16 protein-coding genes are annotated in these 17,708 nt (G+C 73.1%); 14 read left to right on the top strand and 2 right to left on the bottom strand.

Annotated features, from left to right (window positions below; translation table 11 throughout):
- Window positions 1-96 precede the first annotated feature (96 nt).
- The 12 genes from rpsD to ACIBBF_RS23495 all read left to right on the top strand — a co-directional run bounded on the left by rpsD (window position 97) and on the right by ACIBBF_RS23495 (window position 12,845).
- The gene (gene rpsD / locus ACIBBF_RS23550; protein WP_119145706.1) at window positions 97-723 is read left to right on the top strand and encodes a 30S ribosomal protein S4; all 627 of its coding nucleotides are present in this window, start codon (window positions 97-99) and stop codon (window positions 721-723) included.
- A gap of 260 nt (window positions 724-983) precedes the next feature.
- Window positions 984-1,400, top strand: a complete 417-nt coding sequence (locus tag ACIBBF_RS23545; RefSeq protein WP_397418310.1) for a DUF948 domain-containing protein — start codon at window positions 984-986, stop codon at window positions 1,398-1,400.
- Entirely contained in the window at window positions 1,397-1,651 is a 255-nt protein-coding gene (locus ACIBBF_RS23540; protein WP_397418308.1) for a hypothetical protein, read from the top strand. Before ACIBBF_RS23545 ends, ACIBBF_RS23540 begins: the two co-directional genes overlap by 4 nt.
- Window positions 1,652-1,866: 215 nt before the next feature.
- Window positions 1,867-4,560, top strand: a complete 2,694-nt coding sequence (gene alaS / locus ACIBBF_RS23535; protein ID WP_397418306.1) for an alanine--tRNA ligase — start codon at window positions 1,867-1,869, stop codon at window positions 4,558-4,560.
- On the top strand, window positions 4,560-5,144 hold the full coding sequence (gene ruvX, locus ACIBBF_RS23530) for a Holliday junction resolvase RuvX (RefSeq protein WP_397418304.1): 585 nt from the start codon (window positions 4,560-4,562) through the stop codon (window positions 5,142-5,144). The genes alaS and ruvX overlap by 1 nt, the downstream gene beginning before the upstream one ends.
- Before the next feature lie 153 nt (window positions 5,145-5,297).
- Window positions 5,298-6,314, top strand: a complete 1,017-nt coding sequence (gene mltG, locus ACIBBF_RS23525) for an endolytic transglycosylase MltG (RefSeq protein WP_397418302.1) — start codon at window positions 5,298-5,300, stop codon at window positions 6,312-6,314.
- A 198-nt stretch (window positions 6,315-6,512) separates the two neighbouring features.
- Complete coding sequence (mltG, locus tag ACIBBF_RS23520; RefSeq protein ID WP_397418300.1) at window positions 6,513-7,682, top strand: endolytic transglycosylase MltG; 1,170 nt, start codon at window positions 6,513-6,515, stop codon at window positions 7,680-7,682.
- Window positions 7,682-8,584: a shikimate dehydrogenase gene (locus tag ACIBBF_RS23515; protein WP_397418298.1), complete on the top strand. Its 903-nt coding sequence runs from the start codon at window positions 7,682-7,684 to the stop codon at window positions 8,582-8,584. The genes mltG (ACIBBF_RS23520) and ACIBBF_RS23515 overlap by 1 nt, the downstream gene beginning before the upstream one ends.
- A 315-nt stretch (window positions 8,585-8,899) precedes the next feature.
- On the top strand, window positions 8,900-10,129 hold the full coding sequence (gene aroC / locus ACIBBF_RS23510; RefSeq protein ID WP_397418296.1) for a chorismate synthase: 1,230 nt from the start codon (window positions 8,900-8,902) through the stop codon (window positions 10,127-10,129).
- 32 nt (window positions 10,130-10,161) lie between these two features.
- Complete coding sequence (locus tag ACIBBF_RS23505) at window positions 10,162-10,737, top strand: shikimate kinase (RefSeq protein WP_397418340.1); 576 nt, start codon at window positions 10,162-10,164, stop codon at window positions 10,735-10,737.
- The gene (gene aroB / locus ACIBBF_RS23500; RefSeq protein ID WP_397418294.1) at window positions 10,734-11,891 is read left to right on the top strand and encodes a 3-dehydroquinate synthase; all 1,158 of its coding nucleotides are present in this window, start codon (window positions 10,734-10,736) and stop codon (window positions 11,889-11,891) included. Before ACIBBF_RS23505 ends, aroB begins: the two co-directional genes overlap by 4 nt.
- Before the next feature lie 165 nt (window positions 11,892-12,056).
- Window positions 12,057-12,845 carry an excalibur calcium-binding domain-containing protein gene (locus tag ACIBBF_RS23495; protein WP_397418292.1) on the top strand — a complete coding sequence of 263 codons (789 nt, stop codon included), beginning with the start codon at window positions 12,057-12,059 and terminating at the stop codon, window positions 12,843-12,845.
- Between the two features lie 43 nt (window positions 12,846-12,888).
- On the opposite strand, the gene ACIBBF_RS23490 is transcribed toward ACIBBF_RS23495, so the two are convergent.
- Window positions 12,889-13,662, bottom strand: coding sequence for a glycerophosphodiester phosphodiesterase family protein (locus ACIBBF_RS23490; RefSeq protein ID WP_397418290.1), 774 nt, complete (start codon window positions 13,660-13,662; stop codon window positions 12,889-12,891).
- Window positions 13,663-13,672: 10 nt separating this feature from the next.
- Complete coding sequence (locus tag ACIBBF_RS23485; protein WP_397418288.1) at window positions 13,673-14,644, bottom strand: alpha/beta hydrolase; 972 nt, start codon at window positions 14,642-14,644, stop codon at window positions 13,673-13,675.
- Between the two features lie 107 nt (window positions 14,645-14,751).
- On the opposite strand from ACIBBF_RS23485, the gene ACIBBF_RS23480 reads away from it, so the two are divergent.
- Entirely contained in the window at window positions 14,752-16,125 is a 1,374-nt protein-coding gene (locus ACIBBF_RS23480) for an alpha-hydroxy-acid oxidizing protein (RefSeq protein ID WP_397418286.1), read from the top strand.
- A 117-nt stretch (window positions 16,126-16,242) separates the two neighbouring features.
- The gene (locus tag ACIBBF_RS23475; protein ID WP_397418284.1) at window positions 16,243-17,700 is read left to right on the top strand and encodes an MFS transporter; all 1,458 of its coding nucleotides are present in this window, start codon (window positions 16,243-16,245) and stop codon (window positions 17,698-17,700) included.
- Window positions 17,701-17,708: the final 8 nt, after the last annotated feature.

Here is a 17,708-nt window from a genome sequence, read left to right as displayed (position 1 = left end):
CTCCATCGGCTGGTCCCGCACCCGGTGCGGTTCCCCTGCGGGGGAGACCCGTGTCCGGGTGTGACCTCTTTCGTAACCCAAGGACAGGAAGACACAGTGACTTCTGTGACCCGTTCGCGCCGCCAGGTGCGACTGAGCCGCAAGCTGGGCCTCGCGCTCACGCCCAAGGCTGTCAAGCACTTCGAGAAGCGCCCCTACCCGCCGGGTGAGCACGGCCGTGCCCGTCGCCGCACCGAGTCGGACTACGCGGTGCGTCTGCGCGAGAAGCAGCGTCTGCGTGCGCAGTACATGCTCCGCGAGAAGCAGCTCCTCAAGGTGTACGAGAACGCCCGCAAGCAGGCCGGCCTGACCGGTGAGGTCATGGTCGAGGACCTGGAGACGCGTCTCGACTCGCTCGTGCTGCGCGCCGGTTTCGGCCGCACCATCCTGCAGGCCCGCCAGCACGTGACGCACCGTCACATCCTGGTGGACGGCAAGATCGTGGACCGCCCCTCGTTCCGCGTGAAGCCGGGCCAGACCATCCAGGTCAAGCCGAAGAGCCAGACCACGGTGCCGTTCCAGGTCGCCGCCGCCGGTGCCCACCGCGACGTGCTGCCGGCTCTGCCGGGCTACCTGGACGTGCAGCTCGAGAAGCTGTCGGCCACGCTGACCCGCCAGCCGAAGCGCGCCGAGGTCCCCGTGACCTGCGACGTGCAGATGGTCGTCGAGTACTACGCTCGCTGATCTCACCAGCACTCCCGGACGGCCCCGTCCGCGCCACGGCGCGGACGGGGCCGTCTGTTTTTCCGTGGCTGCCGCCCAACGTAGGGTCCGTCGGCCCATGGGCTCAGTGGGCGACGGGCCCTACGTTGGGCGGCAGCCGGCCCGGCACGCCGGGCTCAGGGGTGACGGGCGCGGGTGGGCGGGAGCGGGATAGGGTGATCGTCGACCCCCGGCAGACACCTGTGCCGGACATCTGCGGACCTTCAGGCAGGAGCTTGCGCATGACCCTCGGCGACCTCGGAGACGTGGCGGGACTGATCGCGGCGATCGCGTTCGTGCTCCTCGTGGGCTTCCTCGCCGTCCCGTTGTGGAAGCTGGGCAAGCTGCTGGACGAGGCGCGGGTGAGCGTCCGGGACGTCACGGAGCACTCGGTGCCGATCCTCGACGAGGCGGCGACCACCGTCGCGTCGGCCAACACCCAGCTCGTCCGCGTCGACACGATCACCACGTCGGCCGCCAACGTCAGCGAGAACGTGTCCGCGCTGACCGGCCTCTACGCGGCGACCCTGGGCAAGCCGCTGGTGAAGGTCGCCGCGTTCTCCTATGGCGTGCGCCAGGCGTTCGGCCGGGCCCGGGACCGGTCCGGGCGGCACACCGACGCGGGGCGGCCCGACGACGCGACCGGGGCGCGGGCATGATCCGCCGGCTGTTCTGGGTGGGCGTCGGCGTGGCGGTCACGGTGGTCGTCATCCGCAAGGGCCGCCAGGTCGTCGAGCGGTACACGCCCGCATCCGTCAGCGAGCGCGCCGCGGCCGCGGTGGACGACGCCGGCGCCCGCGTGACCACGATGGCCCGCACGTTCCGCTCGGAGTTCACCGCCGCCCGTGCCGAGCGGGAGGCCGAGCTGATGGCGTCCCTGCGGGGCGAGCTGCCGGACCAGGCCCGGTAACGAGCACGACAGGCCCTACAGGGCTGCGTGGCCAGGCATAACGACTCCACCAGCCGTGTTGTCCACAGGGCACGTCTTTCAGTTTCCGTCTGCCCCCCTCGCGGCGGCAGAATAGGAGTCACGCCCGGGCACCCCTGGTGACCGGCGCGCGCGGCAGCACACGCCGCAGCAGCACACCCCTCTCCGCACGACCGAGAAGAAGGACCACTGACCTCATGCGCACCGCCGAGATCCGCAAGCGTTGGCTCGACTACTTCGAAGCTCAGGGTCACGCGGTGGTGCCGTCGGCGTCGTTGATCTCCCCGGACCCGTCGACGCTGTTCACCATCGCGGGCATGGTGCCGTTCATCCCGTACATGACGGCCCAGCAGACCCCGCCGTGGACCCGCGCCACCAGCGTGCAGAAGTGCGTGCGCACCCTGGACATCGACGACGTGGGCAAGACGACGCGGCACGGCACGTTCTTCCAGATGAACGGCAACTTCTCGTTCGGCGACTACTTCAAGGCCGACGCCATCCGGTACGCCTGGGACTTCCTGACGGGCTCCCTGGAGGACGGCAAGCTGGGGATCGACCCCGACAAGCTGTGGGTCACCGTCTACCACGAGGACGACGAGGCCCGGCAGCTCTGGAAGGACATCGTCGGTCTGCCCGACGAGCGCATCCAGGGCCTCGGCAAGAAGGACAACTACTGGTCCACCGGCCAGCCCGGCCCGGCCGGCCCCTGCTCGGAGATCTTCTACGACCGGGGCGCCGCCTACGGCCCGGACGGCGGCCCGCTGGTCGACGAGGGGGGCGACCGCTTCGTCGAGATCTGGAACCTGGTGTTCATGCAGTACGCCATCGACGACGTGAAGTCCAAGGAGGACTTCCGCATCGTCGGTGAGCTCGCCAAGAAGAACATCGACACGGGCATGGGCCTGGAGCGTGTTGCCTTCCTGCTGCAGGGCAAGGACAACATGTACGAGATCGACGAGGTCTTCCCCGTCATCGAGGCCGCCGAGAAGCTGTCCGGCAAGAAGTACGGCGAGAACCACGACGACGACGTGCGGATGCGGGTCGTGGCCGACCACGTCCGCTCGGCCCTGATGATCATCGGCGACGGCGTGCGCCCCTCCAACGAGGGCCGCGGCTACGTGCTGCGTCGCCTGCTGCGCCGTTCCGTGCGCGCCATGCGCCTGCTGGGCGTGGACGGCGTCGCCCTGCCGTCGCTGCTGCCGGTGTCGAAGGACGCCATGGCTCCCTCCTACCCCGAGCTCCAGCAGAACTTCGAGCAGATCTCGGCCGTCGCCTACGCCGAGGAGGAGGCCTTCCGGCGCACGCTCGCCTCGGGCACCACCATCCTCGACAGCGCCGTGGCCGGCCTGAAGAAGCAGGGCGGCGACAACCTGGTCCTGCCCGGCGAGGCCGCCTTCCAGCTGCACGACACCTACGGGTTCCCGATCGACCTGACCCTGGAGATGGCCGCCGAGCAGGGCGTCCAGGTGGACGAGAAGGCCTTCCGCTCGCTCATGCAGGAGCAGCGCACCCGTGCCCGCGCCGACGCGCTGGCCAAGCGCACCGGTGGGGCCGACGTCGCCGCCTACGAGGCCCTGGAGAAGGAGCTCACCGCTCCCGTCGAGTTCCTCGGTTACACGCAGACCGACGCCACCGTGCGCGTCGTCGGCCTGCTCAGCGGTGGCGTGCCCGCCCCCGCCGTCACCGCCCCGGCCGAGATCGAGGTGGTCCTGGACCGCACGCCGTTCTACGCCGAGGCCGGTGGCCAGCTCGCCGACCACGGCACGATCGTGCTCGACAGCGGCGCCACCATCGAGGTGGACGACGTGCAGCGGCCCATCAAGGGCCTGAACGTGCACCGCGGCCGGCTGATCGAGGGCACGGCCGCCCTGGGCGACCCGGGTACGGCGCAGATCGACACGGCCCGCCGCAAGGCCATCAGCCGGGCCCACTCGGCCACGCACATGATCCACAAGGCGCTGCACGAGCTCGTGGGCCCGGACCGTACGCAGGCCGGCTCGGAGAACGCCCCGAGCCGCATCCGGTTCGACTTCCGCTCGCCGACCGCCGTCTCGGCCTCCGCCCTGACGGAGATCGAGGAGCGCGTCAACGTGCGCCTCGCCGACAACCTCGAGGTCACCGACGAGCTCATGCCGATCGCCAAGGCCCGCGAGGCCGGTGCGATGGCGCTGTTCGGCGAGAAGTACGGCGACGTCGTGCGCGTGGTCTCGATCGGTGGGGACTGGTCGCGCGAGCTGTGCGCCGGCACGCACGTCAAGCAGACCGGCCAGCTCGGCCGGGTCACCCTGCTGGGCGAGTCGTCCATCGGCTCCGGCGTCCGCCGCGTGGACGCCCTGGTGGGTGACGGCGCCTACGGCTTCCAGGCCAAGGAGCACGCCCTGGTGGGTCAGCTCAGCGGCCTGCTGAACACGCGCCCCGAGGACCTGCACGAGCGGGTCGGCTCGCTCGTGACGCGGCTCAAGGAAGCCGAGAAGGAGCTTGCCGCGCTGCGTCAGGGACAGCTCCTGGCCGTGGCCGGCAAGCTCGCCGCCGAGGCGCCGCGCGTGGGCGACGTGCGCGTCGTCACGCACGACGCCGGCGAGGCCCAGGCCGACGACCTCCGTGCCCTCGTGCTCGACGTGCGTGGCCGCCTCGGCGAGGCCGAGCCCGTCGTCGCTGCCGCCGGTGGTGTGTCGGGTGGCCGCCCGGTCGTGGTGGTCGTGACCAACGCCGCCGCCCGTGCGGCCGGTTACAAGGCCGGCGACCTGGTGCGCACCGCCGCCCAGACGCTGGGTGGCGGTGGCGGCGGCAAGCCGGACATGGCCCAGGGCGGCGGCACCGACCCGGCCAAGCTCGGCGAGGCCCTGGCCGGTATCGCCGAGGGCGTCCGTCTGGTCGCCGTCGGCGCCTGATGAGCGAGCAGGCAGGCTCCGAGCCCGGGCTCCCGCGCGGGGCCCGGCTCGGGGTCGACGTCGGCATGGCCCGGATCGGGCTGGCCGCCAGCGACCCCGACGGCCTGGTCGCCACCCCCGTGGAGACCGTGCCGCGGGTGCTGGCGGCACCCGGCAACGGGAGCGGCAAGGGCGGCGGCAAGGCACCGCGGAGCGCCGAGGGCACCACGGCGGACGTCGAGCGCATCGTGGCCGAGGCCGCCGAGCGCTTCGCTGCCGTCGTGTACGTGGGTCTGCCCCGGCACCTGTCCGGCAAGGAGGGCGCTGCGACGGCTGACGCCCGCGCCTTCGCGAAACGCCTGGTCACAGCCCTGGAGGCCGCGCACGAGCGGGCCGAGGTGCGTCTCGTGGACGAGCGGATGACCACGGTCTCCGCCCACCAGGCGCTCAGCGCGGCGGGCCGGAAAACCAAGCGGCACAGGTCCGTGATTGATCAGGCCGCAGCCGTTATCATTCTGCAATCCGCACTTGACGCGGAGCGGGCGAAGGGGGAGCGCGCCGGCGAGCTCGTCGAGGTGCGGACCGTGCACGACACGCACGACTGACCCCAGCACCCCCCGACGAAGGACAGTGAGCCTGAGGTGACGGACCTCTTCACGGCGCCCCCGCCGAGCCAGGCAGACCCCGCGTTCCCTGAACCGCGATCCGGCCGGCGTGCGCAGCGTCGGCGCAAGCGCCGGCGGGGACGTTCCGTCCTCGTGCTCCTCGTGGCCCTCGTGCTGGTGGGCGGGTCCGGCTACGCGGTGTGGACCAACCTCGACTCCTTGACGGGGCTGACCAGCCCGCTCGCCTCGAAGGACTTTCCGGGACCCGGCGGCGACCAGGTGGACGTCGAGATCCCCCAGGGGGCCACGGGTCAGGCGATGGGCGAGGCCCTGTACGAGGCCGGAGTGGTCGCGAGCGTGTCGGCCTTCTCGACGGCGTTCGAGGCCAACCCGGACTCGGTGCTGATCCGGCCCGGCACGCGGACGATGCTCGAGGAGATGTCGGCCGAGGACGCCGTGGCCCTCCTGGTCAAGAACGAGCTGGTGGACCTGCAGGTCACCATCCCCGAGGGGTACACGGTGGAGCAGGTCGTGGAGCGGGCCGTGCAGGTCACCGGGCTCCCGGCGGAGGACTTCGAGGCCGCGCTGGCCGACCCGGAGAAGATCGGGCTGCCGAAGCAGGCCCAGGGCAAGGCCGAGGGCTGGCTGTACCCGGACGCGTACATGGCCAAGCCGGACGCCACGGCCGCCGGGCTGCTGTCGCAGATGGTGGGCCGGACCGTGCGGATGCTCCAGGAGAAGAACGTCGACCGCAGCGACTGGCAGACGGTGCTGACGAAGGCGTCGCTGGTGGAGCGCGAGGGTCTGCTCGCCGAGGACAAGCCGAAGATCGCGCGGGCGATCGAGAACCGGCTCGCGGACGACATGGCGCTCCAGATCGACGCCTCGGTCGCGTACGGGGCGGGCAAGCCCGGCACCGAGCTGACCCGTGCTGACACGAACAACGCCAAGAACCGGTACAACACCTACCAGCACACGGGGCTGCCGCCCGGCCCCATCGCCAACCCCGGTGAGGTCGCGGTGGACGCCGTGCTGAACCCGGCCCCCGGCGACTGGAAGTTCTGGGTCACGGTCAACCTCGACACCGGCGAGACCAAGTTCGCCGAGGGTTTCGACGAGCACCAGCAGTACGTCGCCGAGCTGCGGGAGTGGGAGAAGGCCAACCAGTGACGTCGCAGGTCCGCCGGCATTCCGGGCGGACCGCGCGGGCGAATCCCGGGAGTTGGCCGGGAATGGTCCGCTCGGGGTAGCGTTCGCGGCACCCGGGCTGTGATGTGATCGTGACATCTTGTTGGCGTGTCATGGACCCCGATGGTGACCAGGCGCGGATCAACGAGTGATTCGCGCAGCACAGAGGACGGAGCGAGCGTGACCGAGGCCCTTCCCGGAGTGAGCTATGAGGGGCCACCGCGGCACGCCAGCGGCCAGCGTGGACGGCGCACCGAGCGTGACACCCGTCCGGGGGGCCGCGCGAGCCGGCGGGACCGGCGCCCGAAGCGGTCGCGCCGCTCGCTGATCATCGCCGTGGTGGCGGTGCTCGTGGTGCTCGGTGCCCTCGGCGCGTGGACCGTGAAGAACGACGGCTACCTCTTCGGCGTCCGCACGCCCCTGGCCGCCGCGGACTACGAGGGCACCGGCGGCGAACCGGTCGAGGTGGAGGTGCCCGAGGGGGCCAACGGGTACTCGATCGCGGCCGAGCTCGTCGAGCAGGACGTGGTGGCCAGCTCGGAGGCGTTCGTCCGGGCGTTCAACGCGAACCCGGACGCCGCGGCGATCCAGCCCGGCACGCACGAGCTGAAGCTGCACATGAGCGCGGAGTCCGCCGTCGCGCTGCTGGCGACGAACGCGGTGGTCCGGGGCGGCCTGACGGTCGTCGAGGGGCACACCGTGGCGCAGATCCGGGAGACGATGGTCGAGGCGGGCTGGCCCGAGCAGGACGTCAGGGCGGCACTGGACGACCCCCAGGCGCTGGGTCTGCCGGCCGAGGCCGGCGGGCACCTGGAGGGCTGGCTCGCGGCCAGCACCTACGACGCCAAGCCGGGTAGCGTGCCCGCCGCGGACGTGCTCAAGCAGATGGTGGCGCTCACCGTGAGCGAGCTCAAGGAGCTCGATGTGCCGCCTGCGCAATGGAACGACGTGATCATCAAGGCGTCGCTGGTGGAGCGCGAGGCGCCCGACGAGTACCGCGGCCAGGTCGCCCGCGTGATCGAGAACCGGCTCGCGGCGAACGAGCCGCTCGGCCTGGACGCCATCGACTCCTACGGGCGCAAGAAGCCGTCCCACCTGATCACCACCGAGGAGTTCCAGGACGAGTCGTTCCCGTACGCCTCGCGCGTGGTCCCGGGGCTGCCGCCGACGGCCATCGGTGCGCCGAGCAGGGCGTCGGTGGAAGCGGTGCTCCATCCGCCTGCCGGCCCGTGGCGCTGGTACGTCACCGTGAACCTGGACTCGCAGGAGACGAAGTTCACCGACGACTACGACGAGTTCCTGGAGTTCCGCGAGGAGTACCAGGCCTGGGCCGCGGAGAACGGGTACTGATGACGGACGACCTGACGGCCTCCGCCGGCGGGCGCCGCGCCGCCGTGCTCGGTCATCCCGTGGCGCACTCGCTGTCCCCGGTGCTGCACACCGCGGCCTACCGTGCGCTCGGCCTGGACGGCTGGGCGTACGGCCTCCACGACGTCACCGAGGAGGACCTGGCGGGCTTCCTCGACGGGCTCGACCAGGGCTGGGCCGGGCTGAGCCTGACCATGCCGCTCAAGCAGGTCGTGATCCCGCTGCTCGACCACGTGGAGCCGCTCGCGCAGGCCGTGGGCGCGGTCAACACGGTGCTCTTCTCGACCGTCCGCGGCACGGTGACCCGGACGGGCACCAACACGGACGTGCACGGCATCGTGGCGGCGCTGCGCGAGGGCCTCGGCGCGCGCCGCGTGGCGGACACCGTCGTCCTGGGCGGGGGAGCGACGGCCGCCTCCGCCGTCGCGGCACTGGCCGAGCTCGGCTGCGCCGCGCCGCAGGTGTTCGTGCGTTCCCTGGACCGGATCGGCCCGCTGCGCGAGGCCGTGGCCCGCATGGGCGTGGCGCCGTCGTTCGAGGTGTTCGACGACAAGACGACGACGTCCGCCCTGGCCGCCGCGGACGCCGTCGTCTCCACGACGCCGAAGTACGCGGCCGACACGTGGGCGCCCCTGCTCGCCGACCACGTCTCCGGCGCGGCGTCGGGCCCGTCCGCGGGCGGCCCCCGCGGTGTGCTGCTGGACGTGGTCTACGACCCGCGGCCCACCGTGCTCCAGACCGCGTGGACGGCGCTCGGCGCACCTGCGGTCGGGGGCGAGCGGATGCTGCTGCACCAGGCGGCCGAGCAGGTGCGCCTCATGACGGGCTGTCCGGCGCCGTTGGCAGCCATGGACGAGGCGCTCCGGGCGGCCCTCTCGCACTGACGGGTCCGTGCCGGCGTCTCGCCGATACCCACGGCCACGGCCACGGCCACGGCCACGGCCAGGGCAACGGCCACGGGCGATGGCAACCGGCGAGGCGAGGGCGTCGGGCATGATGCCCGGGGAGGCAGGCCGGCCGAGCCCAGTGGGCCCGCCCAGCCGTGTCACGCACCGTAGACGTTGTCTACTCTCCGTGACGCAGTTGCGCGGGCACCCTTTCCGCGGCGGCGACACGCCGGTGCCCGATCACGCCGGCCTCGGTGTGTCGCCCACCGGACCGGGGCGCCGGGTCCGTCATGCGCGTGAAACAATCCGACCATGCTGCGTTGGTTGACATCGGGTGAGTCGCACGGTCCGGCCCTGGTCGGGGTGATGGAGGGTCTGCCCGCGGGCGTGGAGCTGACCACGTCGGACATCCAGGGCGCCCTCGCGCGCCGCCGTCTCGGCTACGGCCGCGGTGCCCGGATGAAGTTCGAGCAGGACCAGGTGCGGGTGCTCGGCGGCCTGCGCCACGGGCTCACGCAGGGTGGTCCGCTCGCCATCGAGATCGCCAACACCGAGTGGCCCAAGTGGACCGACGTCATGTCGGCCGACCCGGTGCCCGCCGAGGCGCTCCTGGTCGACGCCGGCACCGGCGACGAGCGCGAGGTGGCCCGCAACCGCCCGCTGACCCGGCCGCGACCCGGGCACGCCGACCTGGTCGGCATGCGCAAGTACGGCTTCGAGGACGCGCGTCCGGTGCTGGAGCGCGCCTCCGCCCGCGAGACCGCGGCCCGGGTGGCGCTCGGCGTGGCCGCCGCGAAGTTCCTGGAGCAGGCGCTCGGCATCCGGCTCGTCTCGCACGTGGTCGCCATCGGCGAGGCCGAGGTGCCCGACGACGCCGCACTGCCGACCCCGGACGACGTCGCCGCGCTCGACGCCGACCCGGTGCGCTGCCTCGACGCGGCGTCCTCGAAGCTCATGGTCGAGGAGATCGACCTGGCGAAGAAGGACGGCGACACGCTCGGCGGCGTCGTCGAGGTGCTGGCCTACGGAGTGCCGTCGGGCCTCGGCACGTACGTGCAGGGCGACCGCCGTCTCGACGCGAAGCTGGCCGCCGCGCTCATGGGCATCCAGGCGATCAAGGGCGTCGAGGTCGGTGACGGCTTCCGCACCGCCCGCCGGCGGGGGAGCGCCGCCCACGACGAGATCGTGCGCGGCACGGCACCGGACGGGCAGCCGGGCATCCAGCGCACCACCAACCGCGCGGGCGGCATCGAGGGCGGCATGTCCAACGGCGAGATCGTCCGGGTGCGCGCCGCGATGAAACCCATCTCGACCGTGCCGCGCGCCCTGCCGACCGTCGACACCGCCACCGGCGAGCCCGTCACCGCCCACCACCAGCGGTCCGACGTGTGCGCGGTGCCGCCGGCCGCCGTCGTCGCTGAGGCCATGGTCGCGCTCACCCTGGCCGAGGCCGCCGTCGAGAAGTTCGGCGGCGACTCCGTGGCCGAGGTGCGCCGCAACCTCGACTCGTACGTGGCGGCCATCCCGGAGCTGCTGCGGTGAGCGGCGCGACCGGCACCAGGCCCGTCGTCGTCATGATCGGGCCGCCCGGTTCGGGCAAGTCGAAGGTGGGGCGCATCCTCGCGGCCGGCCTCGGCCTGACCGTGCGCGACACGGACGCCGACATCGAGGCCGGTGCGGGCAAGCCCGTCAGCGAGATTTTCGTCGACGACGGCGAACCCCGCTTCCGCGAGCTGGAGCGGGACGCCGTCCTGACCGCCCTCGCGGAGCACGACGGCGTGCTGTCCCTGGGCGGCGGCGCCGTGATGAACCCCGTGACCCAGGAGGCGCTGGTGGCGTACGCGGCCCAGGGTGGCCACGTCGTGTTCCTGGACGTGCCGCTGGCGATCGCCGCGCAACGAGTCGGCATGAACCAGGCCCGTCCGCTGCTGCTGGGCAACCCGCGCGCGCAGTGGCAGAAGCTGATGACCGAGCGACGGCCCACCTACGAGCGCCTCGCGACCCTGACGATCGTGTCGAGCGAGCGGCCCGGCGAGCACGTGGCGCGCGAGATCGTCGAGGCGCTGGGCCTGGACCTCGTCGACGGGGAGCTGTCCGACCCGAAGCACGGTCAGACCGAGAACAAGAGCACCGAGGAGAGCACCGCGTGAGCACCGACAGCGCTCCCGTACGGGTCACCGTGCAGGGAGACGCACCCTACGACGTCGTCATCGGACACCACCTGCTGGGCGAGCTGCCGGCGCTGGTCGGCAAGGCCGCGAAGGTCATGGTGATCCACCCGGCCGCGCTGTCCGCGACGGCCGACGCGATCTCGGAGGACCTCAAGGCCTCCGGCTACGAGGCGTTCGTGGCGGAGGTCCCGGACGCGGAGTCGGCCAAGACGCCGCAGGTCGCGGCCTTCCTCTGGGGTCTGCTCGGGCAGCTCGACTTCACGCGGTCGGACGCGATCGTGGGCGTCGGCGGGGGCGCCACGACGGACCTGGCCGGCTTCGTGGCGGCCACGTGGCTGCGCGGGATCCGGGTGGTGCAGGTGCCGACCACGCTGCTCGCGATGGTCGACGCCGCCGTGGGCGGCAAGACCGGCATCAACACCTCGGAGGGCAAGAACCTCGTGGGCGCGTTCCACCCGCCGGCCGGCGTGCTGTGCGACCTGGCGGCGCTCGGCTCCCTCGACAAGTGGGACCTCGTCGCGGGCCTGGCCGAGGTGGTCAAGACGGGCTTCATCGCGGACCCGGCGATCCTGGACCTGGTCGAGGCGCACGTCGACGAGCTGCGGAACTGGGCCGGCGCGGACGCCACCGAGGAGACCTGGGCCGTCGTGGCCGAGCTCGTGGAGCGCTCCGTCCGGGTCAAGGCCCGGGTGGTGGGCGAGGACCTCAAGGAGGCCGGCCTGCGCGAGATCCTGAACTACGGGCACACCCTGGGCCACGCCATCGAGCTCGCGGAGCGCTACCAGTGGCGGCACGGCGCGGCGGTCAGCGTGGGCATGGTCTTCGCGGCCGAGCTCGCCCGCATGGCCGGCAAGCTGCCCGACGACGTCGCCGACCGGCACCGGTCGATCCTGTCCGCGCTCGGGCTCCCGGTGCACTACCGCGGCGACCGGTGGGACCAGCTCCTGTCGGCCATGCGCCGTGACAAGAAGGCGCGCGGCGACCTGCTCCGCTTCGTCGTCCTGGACGACGTCGCCAAGCCGGTGCGCCTGGAGGGACCGGACCCGACGCTGCTGGCGGCCGCCTACGCGGAGGTCGCCAAGGAACCCCCGACGAAGGGCCCGGGCACCCCGGTCACCCTGACCCTGGGCTGACGCCTCGCCCGTGCGGGCCCGCTCGACCGGGTCCGCACCCGGGCGGGGGAACTCCGGGTGATCTTGCCCGACTTCGCGGGCATCGTCGCCGGTGGCAGGGCTAGCGTTCCCGATGCGGGGGCTGTCGCGCACGGGCGTGCGCGCCGACAGGAGGGAGCCCCCACCATGCGCAAGATCTACAACCTCCCGCCCGGCTGGCCGGCCCCGCCGGCGGGTTGGACGCCCGACGAGGACTGGCAGCCCAACCCGGAGTGGTCTGTCCCCGCCGGCTGGCAGCTCTGGGTCGAGGTACCCGACACGGCTCTGATCGGCACCGACGCCGTCGCTGTCGACGCCCCGGACGGTGAGGCGGGTGGGAGCCTGCGGCGTCGGCCGCTGCTGGTCGCCGCGGCCGTGGTCGCCCTCGTCCTGTCGTTCTTCGGCGGTGTCGGCGTCGGCGCTGGTCAGGACGGTGCCGCGGTCCAGGCCGCGGAAGAGTCCGCGTCCGCGGCGGTCGAGGACGCCGAGACCGACGTGGCTCGCATGCGGGCCGACGTCGAGGCGGAGGCCGCTGCCCTTGCCGAGGAGCGAGACGCGCTCGAGGCGGACCAGGCGAAGCTGGCCACGGGGCAGGACGACCTCGCGACCCGCGTGGCGGACGTGAAGGACAAGGAGGCCGCGCTCAAGGATCGCGAGGCTGCCGTCGAGACCGCGGAGACGCAGGTCGAGACCCGGGAGTCGGACGTCGCCGAACGGGAGGACGCGGTCGAAGCGGCGGAGGCCGCCGGGTTCGCGTCGGGCGGGGAGACCGCCACGACCGAGGAGGCCCCCGCCGAGGAGGACGACTCCGGCGGGTCGGTCTACTACGAGAACTGCGACGCCGCGCGGGCGGCGGGCGCGGCACCGGTGTATCGGGGCGATCCCGGGTACGCGTCGCACCTCGACCGCGACGGGGACGGCGTCGGCTGCGAGTGAGCCCGGGCGCGGGTCCCCCTCCGGACGGGCCCGGGCCTGCCGGTCAGCCCCACAGCCCCCGGCTCACCAGCACGTCCTTGAGCAGGTCCGCGCGGTCCGTGACGAGCCCGTCCACGCCCTCGTCGACGAGGCGGATCATCTCGGCGGTCTCGTTCACCGTCCAGACGTGGACCTTCTTGCCGAGCGCGTGCGCCGCCTCGATCGAGGCAAGGTCGACGACGGTCACCCGGCCCTCGCTGACGGGCACCTGGAGCGCGTCGACCTGGCGCAGGGCACGGCGCGCGAGCGGCCGGGCGCGGAGCCGGACGCCGGTGAGGAACGTCGCGATCTCCCTGCGGCCGGCCGACGTCGCCACGGGCCGGGACAGCTTGGCCAGCGTGGCGCGCCGTCGGGCCGGGTCGAAGGAGGTGACGCACACGCGGTCCCAGGACGCCGTGCGCTCCACGGCGCGAGCCACGGGCCCGACGCCGGAGGCGTGCTTGACGTCGATGTTGACCCGCAGGCCGGGCCAGCCGCCCAGCACGTCCTCCAGCAGGGGTACGGGTTCGACGCCGCCGATGCGCGCCTCGCTCACCTCCGACCACGGCAGCTCGGCGACCAGACCGGTGCCGTCCGTGGTGCGGTCCAGGGACTCGTCGTGCAGCGCCACGGCGACGCCGTCGACGGTGCCGTGGGCGTCCGTCTCGACGTAGCGGTAGCCCAGGTCGACGGCGGCACCGAAGGCGGCCAGCGAGTTCTCCAGGCCCTCGGTCCCGGCCGAGGCGTGCGCGAACCCGCGGTGGGCGAGGGCCTGGAACGGCCCCTCGAAGTAGGTCACTTGCTGCACCTCACGTGTCGGTCCTTCGGCTCTGCGCCCATTGGAGCATGCCGTCGAGGTAGGCCTCGCGCGGACCGCGTGCCGAGAGCGTGAGGTCGTGCACGCCGCCGGGGACCACGAGCTCGGTGACGTCCTCGCCCAGGCACGGCAGGAGGGCCGCCATCTGCTCGACGTCGAGCACGGTGTCCTGGGCGTCGAGCAGGGGGTTGTCGAGCGAGTCCGGGCCCGAGGAGTCGGAACGCGCCAGCAGCACCGGGCACGCGATCTCCAGGCCGGCCGCGACCCGCGCCTGTCCCCGCCGGACCGCGACGAACCAGCCGACGCGCCCGGGCACGCCCTCGGGCCGCTTGAGCGTGGTGTCGAACTGCCAGCGTCCCCCGTTGGCGGCCAGGAGGTGCTCCGCGTAGCGCGACGGGCCGTCGCTGATGACCGCGGTCGCCGCCAGACGACCCACGGTGTCCAGGAACCGGGTGCCCACCGTGCGCTGCCAGTACGGGGCGCGCAGGTCCAGGAACGGCGAGTCCAGCACCAGCAGGTCGGGTCCGGCGTCGGCGCCTGCGGCGTTGCGGTGCGCGTGCGCCCACAGGGCCGCGGTGAGCCCGCCGGTGGAGTGGGCGTGCACGACGAGCGGCAGTCCCGGTTCCAGCCCGCGCACGGTCCGCGCGGCGGTGGCGATGTCGGTCGCCTGCTCGCGCAGGTCCATCACGAAGTGCGGGATCTGGCCGGGCCGCAGCGACCGGCCCGCCGCCCGCAGGTCGACGGCGTAGAACGCGTAGCCTGCCGCGGCGAACACGCGCGCGAGGTGCTCCTGGAAGAAGTAGTCGTTGTAGCCGTGCACATGGAGGACGGCGGCGCGCGGTACCGGCAGGTCGGGCGGGTGGGGGTAGCGGACCAGGGTGGCCGGCCCGAGCGGGGCCTCCTGGAACGGTTCGCCGAGCAGGTGGTCGGTACGCCAGTCGAGCGTGTCGGGTGAACCAGGCACGTGCGGATCGTATGCCGCCGACGGCTGCCGGAGCGGGTCGCGACGCGCGGGTCAGCGGCGAGTCGCCGCCGGGGAGAGGCGGCGAACGCCGTGGCAAGATGTCCAACATGCCCAGAAATGGTGAGACCAACGTCGGTCGCACGGTGCAGTCCGCGATCTACCGAGACGGCGTCTACGGCCGCCGCCCCGTGGTGCCCACCCACCCTGAGGCCCTCGCCTCCGCCGCACGCCGCCGGATGACCCGCACCGGCTGGGCCTACGTCTCCGGTGGCGCCGGCGCGCAGCGTACCGTCGAGGCCAACCGCGAGGCCTTCGGCCGGTACCGCACCGTGCCGCGCCAGATGGTCGACGTCGGCGGGCGCTCCCTGGCCACCACCCTCCTCGGCCGTGAGCTGCCCGCACCCGTGCTGTTCGGGCCTGTCGGCGCGCTGGAGCTCGCCGTCCAGCACCAGCGCGGCCGCGGAGGGCGGGCCGCAGCACCGCGCAACGCGGAACCGGCTCTCGCCGCCGCTGCCCGGGGCCTGGGCCTGCCCGTCGTCATCTCGTCCCAGGCGTCCACCCCGATGGAGCACACCGCCGCCGTCCTGGGTGACAGCCCGCGCTGGTTCCAGCTCTACTGGTCGTCCGACGACACCGTGGTCGAGTCCTTCGTCGCCCGCGCCGAGGCCAGCGGCTGCGAGGCGATCGTCGTCACGCTCGACACCCATGTGCTCGGCTGGCGCACCCTCGACCTCGACCTCGGCTACCTCCCGTTCGCCCGCGCGGAAGGGATCGCGCAGTACCTCAGCGACCCCGCGTTCCGGCGTCTCGTCGAGGCCCGGGCCGCCGGGACCAGGCCGCCCGGCGTCGCGCCGACGGACGGCGCCCAGGACCCGGGCCGCCGGCTGCCCACCCCCTCCGCCGTCCGCTCCCTGCTGTCCATGGCCCGCCACCACCCCGGCCCCACCTGGCGCAACCTCACCCAGCCCTACCCGCGCGCCGCCGTCGAGACCTTCCTCGACGTCTTCTCCCGCTCCACCCTCACCTGGGCCGACCTCGCCTGGCTGCGCGCACGCACCACCCTGCCCGTCCTCGTCAAGGGCATCCAGCACCCCGACGACGCCCGTGCCGCCCTCGACCACGGCGCCGACGGCATCATCGTGTCCAACCACGGCGGCCGGCAGATCGACAACGCCGTCGCCTCGCTCGACATGCTCGCCCCCGTGGTCGACGCCGTCCGCGCCCACCAGGCACCCGGCAGCACCCCGGCCCCCGTCCTGTTCGACTCCGGCGTGCGCACCGGCGCCGACGTCTTCACCGCGCTGGCCCTCGGCGCCGATGCCGTGCTCCTCGGCCGCCCCTGGGTCTACGGCCTCGCGCTCGCCGGGGCCGAGGGCGTCCGCGCCGTCGCCGAGCACGTCCTCGCCGAGCTCGACCTGACGATGGCGCTCGCGGGTGTGTCGGCCGTCGACCAGATCGGGCGGCACAACCTCGCGCTCTGACCCTCTGACCCTCTGACCCGGCCGGACGCTCGGCCGCGGGCCAGGTCCGGGCCGGTCGGTATGAGATCGTGACCGGCCCAGCACCCGCCATTCACGCTGTCCGGGCAGACTGCGGCCATGACCGACGCCCCTCAGCGACCAGACAGCCCGGCCACCGGCCCCGGCGCCGCCGCCGTCCCGCTCCCGGCGACCGGCCTGGAGCTGCGGGAGGGGACGCGGATCCCGCGGCGGCAGGTGTTCTCCTGGGCGCTGTGGGACTGGGGTACCCAGCCGTTCAACACGGTGATCCTCACGTTCGTCTTCACGGCGCTGTACCTGACCACCGACTCGTTCCTGGACCCCGCCGTCGCGGCGCTGGGGGAGGACGACCCGGCCTACCAGCGCGGGCTGGCCGAGCTCACGAGCGGGCTGGGCACGTGGAACGCGCTGGCGGGCGTGGCGATCTTCGTCCTGGCACCGGTGCTGGGGCAGCGTGCCGACGCGACCGGCCGCCGCAAGGCCTGGCTCGCCGGTGCGACCGCCGGGATGGTGCTGTGCATGCTGGCGCTGTGGTTCGTCGAGGAGGACCCGGCCTACTTCGTGCTGGGCGCGGCCCTGATCGGCCTCGGCAGCGTGCTCAGCGAGATCGGCGGCGTGAACTACAACGCCATGCTGGTCTCGGTCGCCACGCCGCGCACGGTCGGCAAGGTGTCGGGGCTCGGCTGGGGCCTCGGCTACGTGGGCGGCATCCTCATGCTGGTGCTGGTCGTGGTCGCCAACGGCGCCGACTGGTGGGGCATGCCCACCGACAACGGGCTCGCCTTCCGCCTGATCGCCGTGGCCTGCGCGCTGTGGGCGCTGGCGTTCGCCTGGCCCGTCTTCGCCTTCGTGCCGGAGCGGCTGCCGACCGCGGGCCGGGAGAAGGTCGGCTTCTTCGCCAGCTACGCGGTGCTGTACCGCGACATCAAGGGGCTGTGGCACACCGCCCGGCAGACGTTCTGGTTCCTGCTGGCCAGCGCCGTGTTCCGGGACGGGCTCAGCGGCGTCTTCGCCTTCGGCGCCATCATCGGCAGCGTCAGCTTCGGCTTCTCGGCCGACGAGGTGATCGTGTTCGGCATCGCGGCCAACCTCGTGGCCGGGGTCAGCACGGTGCTCGTGGGCCGGGCCGACGACCGGTTCGGGGCCCGCTCGGTCATCCTGACCACGCTCGGCGTGATCGTCGCCGCGGGCCTGGCCGTCGTGTTCCTGCGCGACCTCGGCCCCGTCGTCTACTGGGTGGGCGGTCTGATCCTGTCCGCGTGCGTCGGGCCCGCGCAGGCGGCGTCCCGCTCCTACCTGGCCCGCGTGACGCCCGCCGGCCGGGAGTCGGAGATCTTCGGCCTGTACGCCACCACGGGCCGGGCCACCTCGTGGATGTCGAGCACGCTGTGGAGCATCACCATCGCCCTGACGGGCGCGACGATCTGGGGCACGCTCGGGATCATCGTGGTGGTGCTCGCCGGGCTGGTGCTGATGTGGTTCGTCAAGGAGGCGCCGGTCCCGGGCGTCTCGGGTGCCGGCGCGGGCACGTCCGGGGCGGTCGGGCAGGGGGCTTGAGCGGCGGG

The sequence above is a fragment of the Promicromonospora sp. NPDC050880 genome, from assembly GCF_044456525.1.
GTDB lineage: Bacteria > Actinomycetota > Actinomycetes > Actinomycetales > Cellulomonadaceae > Promicromonospora.
Note: the sequence above shows the minus strand (reverse complement) of the source record. Positions and strands in the feature narration are given on the sequence as shown.